Here is an 8,487-nt window from a genome sequence, read left to right on the forward strand (position 1 = left end):
CCTTGGCGAATTTAATTCGCCAAGGTCAAGCGCACCTCTTAATCACTTCCTATTCAGGGAAATTGTGACTTGTTACTTATTACTCGTTACTTGTTACTTGTTACTTATTACTCGTTACTTGTTACTTGTTATTGTGTAGTGCAAGCATCTTGTTAGCTGACTATAGGCTAGTCAGCGAGACGCTCACACTCCAGTTACACATTTCGGATGTTCCGAGATCAGTGTTCCACCGGAAATGATCTGACTTGGCTTAATAATCTCTTGAAGCTGATCCTCGAAGACAGGGAATAGGATTTTCCGTTGACGGCTGAGTGTATTCAGTCAACCGTTAACAGTTAACCGTCAACACTACCGATTGCTGATTAGCTCGCCGAAAGTCGAGATCAACTAGTGTATTGATTCAGTCATGGGATAAGCTGAAATCATCCCCCCTTTGTCTAGGCTTTTGTCTAGACTTTTCTCTACGCTTATGGTTACCTCCTCTTGGTCGTCAATTCTCTATATGTATACTTCCCCTTCTGTAACTCATAAGTAACACCACAAAATTGAACTGAAGCAATTTTCGGCTCTTGAGTTATGCCAAATGGTTTGAATCCTGAAAACAGCTCTAGCAACACCATGCAAGATATCAAATCTATTTCCCTAGCAATTTTACTATTGGCTTCCGTTGTATATCTGCCAAGCTGCAACCTTACTGGGGCTAAGAACAACTCCAACTCAACTAGTAGCTCTCCTACTAAAGTTTTAGATCAAACCCCTGATGCTCGTCTGGTGGAGGAATTGACAACTAGCTATCTCAACAAAACCCCAGCTAGGGGAGTTGCGACTCAGCTAACCGTTGAACAAGCCCAGGCTTTGCAAGACCAATTTGTACAACAGTTGAGCTCTAGTTTAGGAAACGTTGTAGGTTACAAAGCTGGACTGACTAATCCTGCTGCTCAAGAGCGCTTCAAAGTCTCTGAACCCATACGAGGTGTACTTCTCGAAAAGATGTTGCTCAACAGTGGAGCGGTTGTCTCTGCCAACTTCGGTGCTCGACCTGTATATGAAGGAGACTTAATCGTTAGAGTTGGTAGCGAAGAGATTAATAGTGCTACTACCCCTAGGGAAGCTTTAGCTGCTCTTGATGCCGTCATTCCCTTCATGGAACTACCAGATTTAGTTTATGACCCAAAAGTGAATCTTGATGGGCCTGCTTTGGTAGCCATTAATGTCGGTGCTCGCTTGGGAGTTTTAGGAACACCGATTCCTTTATCTGCTACCCCTGATTGGGAAGAACGATTAAAAAATATAAAGATTGTAATTGTAGATAAGGCTGGTAATGAGTTAGCTGTTGGTAAAAGTAGTGCTTTATTAGGAAATCCGTTACAGGTAGTACTTTGGTTAAAAGATTCTTTGAAGGCATCAGGTAAAGTTTTGAAGAAAGGCGATTTACTGTCTTTAGGATCCATGACTCCCCTAGTTACTGTTAAATCTGGTACTACTATTCGTGCTCAATATATTGGATTATATCCCAAAGAAAAGGTAGAAATATCCGTTAGTTTTGAGTAATATCATGTCGGGTATAATAAAGGGAATAGGGAGTCGGGAGTCGGGATTCGGGAGTTGGGAGGTAAGCATTCAGCTATCAGCATTAAGCTATCAGTTAATGCGCTACGCCCACGCTGCGCGAACAGCTTTTGACTAAAACAGGTAAGTATTAGTTTAATCTATTTTATGTCAGCTGTTCCCATAGCGAAGGAGGTTTATTTTAAGCTGACGGCTGACAGCTGACGGCTGAATGCTTACTGATTAATTAAGCGGATTTACTATTATCTGATCAGTTTCCGAAACTGGGAGATTTGCCGTAACCATAGCCAACCTAAGACGCTGCCAATGGCATAATAGAGGAAATCCCACCATACAAAGGTAGTTCCTAAGATGAATTTACCGATTAAGGAAGCACGAATCGGGGCTAAGAGAGGGGTTTGCCAAAGTTGTAATAATTCTAGGGCACAGGTAATGCTAAAAACTACTAAGGTAATTCGGGTTATTGCTTGGCGATTGGGGATAATAAAAAATATCAATAAACACCAAAAAATCTCATACAAAATAGCACCAGAGTAGTCATGAACCCATTTTTCTCCAAGACCAGAGTAGTACTTGGAAAGAATCCCTAATGGTGTGATAATCAATAGGGATAGGATAATGAGCCAGCGTTGATGAGTAATTTTTAATAGTTTAGTCATTAACGGATTAGACAAATGAATTGAGTGCTGAGGGCGTCAGTAGGTCAGTTGTGAGTTGCGGCAGGAAACGGGCAAGATGCCCATTCCACGCCTGATGCCCGTTCCACGCCTGATGCCTGTACCTCAGTTATGAGTTGTGAGTTATGAGTTGTGAGTTATGAGTTGTGAGTTATGCCAAATCCCTTACATCGATGGGGAAAACCAATAACTTTGCTGCTGTTGTGGTTAGCTGTACAGTTAGTCATCAAGCAAGGGGTGATGGCGACACCGGCAGCAGTTGAAGTAGTTGAGGAACCGAAATCCTTTGGAGACAAGATTTGTCCTGCTGACTTAACTACAGCCATTGATGCCATAATCAGTCGTCCCGAATTTATGCGATCGCGTTGGGGTATTTTGATTCAACCCTTAGCCGACTCAGCTCCCCTCTACAGTCTTGAATCAGAACGTTTCTTTATTCCAGCATCCAATATCAAACTCATTACCACAGCAGCAGCGTTACGTCAACTAGGTCAGCAATACCGGATTCGCACACCGGTTTATGGTACTGGCACTAGCCCCTATTTGACTTCCTTACGGATTGTGGGACAAGCAGACCCAAGCTTAACCAATACCCAGTTAACAGATGTGGCACAACAACTAAAGGGTCAAGGGGTGACGTGGGTGCAACAGTTAATTGTAGAAGATGGCTATACTCCCTATGGTATTATCAATCCAACCTGGGAGTGGAGCGATAGTTATCTATACTATGGCGCTTCGGTTAATCGACTTATTCTCAATCAAAATACTGTTGGACTAACCCTATTGCCCCAACAGCCAGGAAAACCATTGCGCGTTAGTTGGAGTGATTCCATAGCGGCTAGACAGTGGCGTGTGGATAATCGTGCTGTTACCGGTAAGGCCGGAATACCATACTCAGTAGAAATAATGGGAGTTTTAGGTGAGCCGGTGTTAGTGATTAACGGTCAACTGGCGGCAGATGCTGCACCAGACTTCTGGGGGTTAGCAGTTCGCGACCCAGCCCATTATTTCCTAGAGTCCTTCCGCCGTATCCTGGAAGCTGAGGGAATTGGTGTGATTAAGGCATTGGTAAAAGACAGTTCAGCTGAGATGGTCAGATCATCAGATCAGGGGATGGGAAGAGAGGTTAATAATAGATTTCGTTCTAATGTTAATAATACAGAAATAACCAATACACAAACAACCAGAGAGTTAGCAGCAGTAGAATCTCTTCCGTTAGCGCTATTGTTAAAGGAAATCAATCAGCACAGTAATAATTTGTATGCTGAGGCATTATTGCACCAACTGGAAACAGAGGTAGGGAGTGAGTCTAGCCCTAAGTTGGGTCTGGTCGCGGTTCAACAGAGCTTAACGGAGTTAGGGGTTGACCCAAAAAGCTATAGCCTGGCTGATGGGTCTGGGCTATCTCGCCATAATTTAGCTAGTCCGTTTGCGATCGCACAAACTCTGAGACTGATGGCACAAACCCCATTAGCTCAGGTTTATCGAGAATCCTTGGCTACGGCTGAGGTTAGTGGAACTTTACGCGATCGCTTTCGTGATACCGCAGCTCTTGGTAAGCTCCAGGCCAAGACTGGTACATTAAGTGGTGTCTCAGCCTTATCCGGCTATCTTGATATTCCTGACTATAAAACTTTGGTATTTAGTATTCTGGTAAATCAATCTGACCAATCTGCTGCTACACTCCTTCGTGCTATTGATGAAATTGTTCTATTATTGACTCGCCTGGGTTATTGCTGAGTGTTGAGTAACGAAACTACCTCACCCAATTGAGAAATATTATAATTATGAAACCCCTGGAAATTCCCCCAGACCTTAGACCCGAGACCCTAAATCAGGGTTCAACCAAGTCTCCAATTCAAATCTGTATCACATTAGGGACTCGTCCGGAGGCAATTAAGTTAGCTCCAGTGATTCTTGAGTTCCAACGCTCTGGGAAATTTAAGACTCAGGTGGTGTTAACGGGTCAGCATCGGGAAATGGTAGACCAGGTAATGCAGATGTTTGAGCTGAGGGCGGATCGGGATTTAGAAATTATGCAGCCCAAGCAAACTCTGACCGATATTACTTGTTTGAGTTTACGGGGGTTAGAGGAGTTATTTCAGGAATTGCAGCCCCAGTTGGTAGTTGTGCAGGGGGATACAACTACGGCCTTTGCTGCGGCCTTGGCAGCGTTTTACCAACGTATCCCGGTGGGTCATGTGGAGGCAGGATTGCGCACCAATGATTTGTTTAATCCCTATCCAGAGGAAGCGAATCGACGGCTGATTTCTCAGATTACTCAATTACATTTTGCCCCCACTCCCCTAGCAGTAGAGCATTTGCAGGGGTCTGGGGTGACTGGCGCAATTCATAAAACTGGGAATACAGTGATTGATGCCCTGTTGATGGTGGCTGAACGGGAACCAGTGTGTGAGGTTCCGGGTTTAGATTGGGAAGGATACCGGACGATTTTGGCAACGGTACACCGTCGGGAAAACTGGGGGAAACCACTGGAAGATATAGCCCAGGGGTTCCTCCAGATTTTAGATAAGTTCCCAGATACAGCATTATTGTTACCTCTCCATCGTAATCCTACGGTCAGGGAACCCCTAAGGGCAATGTTAGGTGACCATGAGCGGGTATTTTTAACAGAACCGCTGGATTATGTGGAATTGGTAGCAGCGATGCAACGGTGTTATTTAGTGATGACTGATTCTGGCGGATTGCAGGAGGAAGCACCGAGTTTGGGTAAGCCAGTGCTGGTGTTGCGTAAGACCACGGAACGACCGGAAGCGATCGCAGCTGGGACTGGGAAGTTGGTAGGGACTAACCCAGAGCAGATGGTGGGGGCGGCAAGTTTGTTGTTGAGTGATTCAGTAGCTTATCAGGGGATGGCAAATGCCATTAATCCCTTTGGGGATGGTCGTGCGGCGGAGCGTATAGTAAAGATTGTGGAGGATTATTTTGGGTAAGCATTCAGCTATCAGATATCAGCTATCAGCCAAAGGCCAAGGTCTATGGCCACACGAAGCGAATGGGCACACTCATTGAGGTACTTATGCGCTATGGGCACGCTACTGTTGGCGCAGCGTGCGCGTAGCGCAATCGGTGGTTTTGAATAAAATAAGCTGAGTGCTGAGTGCTGTTCGCGCAGCGTGCGCGTAGCGCATATGCTTACTAATTTGGTTGTAATCCCCGTTATTGGGCAATAACCGGTTTGTCTGCATATTAGCTTCCCGGTTAGCCGAATTTTATATAGGTTTGCCCTGTCAGGATCACAACCCAAGTGAGTCTATTCAAGTGAGTCTATTAAGGAGAGCGGAACATCAGAATTTTTTTTGCCCCCTAGGGCAAAGTAATAGAGCTTTTCGCCTTCGAGGGAGAACCGATGCCGATACCTTTTAAGATGATAGAGATCCAAAAATTCCGAGAAGATCAGTTTCCGAATAAGCTGTGAAAATCCAGAATTATCACTTGCATCAAGGAAGGTTTCTTTGATATTAAAGGCAACCCAGGCATTTTCGCTGATTACATTGAATGCTTCCAAGAAAGCCTTTGCTGGTATGTCACCGAACCCAAGTGCTGCTACTGAAACCAGGCAGTTAGGTGACCAAGAATTGAGTTCATCACGATCTTTATCACTGAGATTGCAGAAATCCATCACATAGAATTCATCGTAGATTCCAGGCCGATCTCGCTCAGTGGCAGCCTGGGCTTCGGGAATAATATCAACTCCGATGAGCCGTGATACTCCGTGTTGTTTCAGCTTTTCACCAACTATCCCGTTTCCTGCCCCAAGATCAAGTACCCGAAGCTCGTTGAGGCTCTGGTCCCCTTGAGAAACGGCAGACTGCAGGATATCCACTACAATTGACGGAGACTGGCACTTCAGACGCTCGTATACAACCTGCTCGTATAATTCAGGAACGTCGAATATCCGGTCATAGTCATGTAGACGGATCTTCTCCCTGGATTCTCCATTAACAAGGTAAAAATAGACCTCATCTTGGCCAAGCTCTCGAACATTTGTAGGTGGAAATTGGATTTTATGCTTCTTCATAACTTTCATGATTCCTTTCAGTTTGAACCCAGATAAAAACGAATTGTGAATGGTGGAGAATCCTAACAGCCAACGTCAGGAGCGCAAGACCAACTCAGGGCTTACCCAAAGACTCTAGATATAGAGTTTAGTTAACTTGCTTATCCGGACTTACTATGCCAAAATGCTACTTAAAACAACTGCCAAGATAGTTATACCTAGATTTTAAACTTCCCCATAGTAAATAAAAGGTTAATAGGGTGAGACTCCGCATTTTCCAAAGGAGCGCTAGGGAGCGCACACAAAAATACTGTCCAAAATTTCCTAACAATAGTTTCGGACATCCTAGGAAGGAATTTAACCTATTTCAACTAAATTTAACCTATTTAACCTAATAGGTGGTAAGCAAGAGCCCCTATTATTAATTACCTCAATTCATCCCTTCCAACAAAGTTTGTACTTTACCATCCGGGTGTAGCAGCACCCTAATTTTTGGTATACCTTCCCCTTCTAAAGGGGAGACAAAAGTTTCACCGAGCAGAGGTATGGGGGCGTTATCTATATAGGTTTTGGCTGCTTGCCCAAGGGGTATTATACGTCGGATTGTACCATTATTATTTAACCACAAACTATAGTTCAAGGTTTTCTGTAGCCCTTCGGGAGGTTGCCAGCGCTCCTGGAAATATCGTCTAGCTTCTGCTACCTGAGAAATCTTATCAAACAGGGTATTTTGAGATATCTGATTCGCAACAGTAGGCTTGGATGAGTTTAAAGAATCAGAAACAGCGCTACTAGGGACATTCAGTCCAGGCACAGCTTGATCGATCACAGGGCTACTCGGTACATTCAGTCTAGGCACAGCTTGATCGATAATTCTAGAGGTAGAAGGACCTCTAGAGAGAGTGGACACATTCTGTTGAGGAGCAGGGATGGCTTGAACCGCCACATTAGTAGTAGAAGACCTAGAAGAAGTAGAAGTAGAAGAAATCGAAGACTCGGCCTCAGGGATTACCACTGTTTCTGTGGGGATCGATAGACTTTCTCTAGAGGAATCCTGAGTTGCCACGTCAGTAGGAGAGGGCGCTGGTTTAATCACTGGCAATTCTGACACAGTTTGTACTACAGCGATGGGACTGGGTGGAGTTGGTTTGGGTTGGGTATTTGCATCAGCAGTAGGTACATTGGTTTTACTAGCCTCAGAAACAGGTGCATCACCGTTACTAGCCCCAGGAGCAGCAGCAGGACTAACAGCAGAACTAGCTACAGGACTAGTAACAGAACTAGCTACAGGACTAACACCAGAACTAGTAGCACTCAGTTTAGGAGAGTCTGGTGTCCTAGCTGGAGCAGGAACAATCTTGAGCATCGGACGTGAATTCGGGCGTGAGGCTATTGCTGGCGCAGTGCGTACTGGTGCTGGAGAGGGTGGCTTAACGGGAGGCGGTGGTGGAGTGCGTACTGGTAGAGAGGGTGGCTTAACGGGAGGCGGTGGCGGTAACTTGGTTCCTGGGGATAAACGGGGTGGTACCGATGGAGTTGGGATGGGAGTGCTCGGTGCTGGGGGAACCTTGGAGATGGCTCGCTTTTTCCCAATTTTGCTGGAGTCTAATGCTTTTGTTTGTGATTGTGCTGTTGTTAGTGTTTTCGCTTGCTCAACAGGCTGAGGTTTATCAAGCAACTTAATCACTGCCGCTGTTACACCCACTGCCAAAAGCATTGATGCTGCTGTACGCATCCAAGCCGATGATTCTGGTTTCCAACTGGGCTGATTGAGTTTTGGTAGGGATACTACTTCAGCCGCATATTCATCCAAAGCGCTAGCTAAATCAAACAGCTGTGTAGCACTTAAATCAAGTACTGACCCAGATTCTTCATTAGCCAGCTTACCGAGAAACAGGCTATGGCTCAGTAACCCTTTCGATTGCAGATGGATTTGCTGAGTTGGAACTGCTGTGGCATTTTCTTCCTGAGGGGTTGGAAGAGTTAACAGATTTAAGGGAGTAACCTCAGCCGATCGCGTAGCGTGGCCTACGGCCTTAGAGTTTCCAGAGGCAACCAGTTGCTTTGGGGACGGCTCAAGGAAGTGCTGAACATAGCCATCTACCGCTTCATACAACACATCTAAATCTTCTGCGTTGCCTCGTAAGGTTACCTGTTGTTCTTCTGGCTTGCGGGGGTCATCAAAACGCAACTCAAACCGCAACTTCTTCACCACAGATT

Annotated in this window: 8 protein-coding genes; 4 read left to right on the forward strand and 4 right to left on the reverse strand. The window is 45.3% G+C overall.

Features of this window, described 5'->3' with window-relative positions; all coding sequences use genetic code 11:
• Positions 1–576 precede the first annotated feature (576 nt).
• Positions 577–1,551, forward strand: a complete 975-nt coding sequence (locus tag F6K37_RS05190; RefSeq protein ID WP_287248666.1) for a 2-keto-4-pentenoate hydratase — start codon at positions 577–579, stop codon at positions 1,549–1,551.
• Positions 1,552–1,555: 4 nt separating this feature from the next.
• On the forward strand, positions 1,556–1,687 hold the full coding sequence (locus F6K37_RS05195; protein WP_287248667.1) for a hypothetical protein: 132 nt from the start codon (positions 1,556–1,558) through the stop codon (positions 1,685–1,687).
• A 124-nt stretch (positions 1,688–1,811) separates the two neighbouring features.
• On the opposite strand, the gene F6K37_RS05200 is transcribed toward F6K37_RS05195, so the two are convergent.
• Positions 1,812–2,228: a ribosomal maturation YjgA family protein gene (locus F6K37_RS05200; RefSeq protein WP_008191443.1), complete on the reverse strand. Its 417-nt coding sequence runs from the start codon at positions 2,226–2,228 to the stop codon at positions 1,812–1,814.
• A gap of 171 nt (positions 2,229–2,399) precedes the next feature.
• Between F6K37_RS05200 and dacB the strand changes: the two genes are divergently transcribed.
• Positions 2,400–3,986, forward strand: coding sequence for a D-alanyl-D-alanine carboxypeptidase/D-alanyl-D-alanine endopeptidase (gene dacB / locus F6K37_RS05205; protein ID WP_287248670.1), 1,587 nt, complete (start codon positions 2,400–2,402; stop codon positions 3,984–3,986).
• Between the two features lie 47 nt (positions 3,987–4,033).
• On the forward strand, positions 4,034–5,200 hold the full coding sequence (wecB, locus tag F6K37_RS05210) for a non-hydrolyzing UDP-N-acetylglucosamine 2-epimerase (RefSeq protein WP_287248672.1): 1,167 nt from the start codon (positions 4,034–4,036) through the stop codon (positions 5,198–5,200).
• Between the two features lie 102 nt (positions 5,201–5,302).
• Here the strand turns inward: wecB and F6K37_RS05215 are convergent, their stop codons facing one another.
• The 3 genes from F6K37_RS05215 to F6K37_RS05225 form a co-directional block, all read right to left on the reverse strand.
• Positions 5,303–5,455 (reverse strand): hypothetical protein, encoded by a 153-nt coding sequence (locus F6K37_RS05215; protein WP_287248674.1) that lies wholly within the window; start codon positions 5,453–5,455, stop codon positions 5,303–5,305.
• A 65-nt stretch (positions 5,456–5,520) separates the two neighbouring features.
• The gene (locus tag F6K37_RS05220; RefSeq protein ID WP_287248676.1) at positions 5,521–6,297 is read right to left on the reverse strand and encodes a class I SAM-dependent DNA methyltransferase; all 777 of its coding nucleotides are present in this window, start codon (positions 6,295–6,297) and stop codon (positions 5,521–5,523) included.
• Between the two features lie 400 nt (positions 6,298–6,697).
• Positions 6,698–8,487, reverse strand: a 1,790-nt coding sequence (locus F6K37_RS05225; RefSeq protein ID WP_287248678.1) for a DUF4335 domain-containing protein, incomplete at its 5' end; no start/stop codon positions are given.

It is taken from the genome of Moorena sp. SIO4E2 (assembly GCF_010671945.1).
GTDB classification, from domain to species: domain Bacteria; phylum Cyanobacteriota; class Cyanobacteriia; order Cyanobacteriales; family Coleofasciculaceae; genus Moorena; species Moorena producens.

Coding starts and splice junctions, on each gene's coding strand:
- F6K37_RS05190 (WP_287248666.1), top strand. CDS start 577: ATGCCAAATGGTTTGAATCCTGAAAACAGCTCTAGCAACACCATGCAA.
- F6K37_RS05195 (WP_287248667.1), top strand. CDS start 1,556: ATGTCGGGTATAATAAAGGGAATAGGGAGTCGGGAGTCGGGATTCGGG.
- F6K37_RS05200 (WP_008191443.1), bottom strand. CDS start 2,228: ATGACTAAACTATTAAAAATTACTCATCAACGCTGGCTCATTATCCTA.
- dacB (WP_287248670.1), top strand. CDS start 2,400: ATGCCAAATCCCTTACATCGATGGGGAAAACCAATAACTTTGCTGCTG.
- wecB (WP_287248672.1), top strand. CDS start 4,034: ATGAAACCCCTGGAAATTCCCCCAGACCTTAGACCCGAGACCCTAAAT.
- F6K37_RS05215 (WP_287248674.1), bottom strand. CDS start 5,455: ATGCAGACAAACCGGTTATTGCCCAATAACGGGGATTACAACCAAATT.
- F6K37_RS05220 (WP_287248676.1), bottom strand. CDS start 6,297: ATGAAAGTTATGAAGAAGCATAAAATCCAATTTCCACCTACAAATGTT.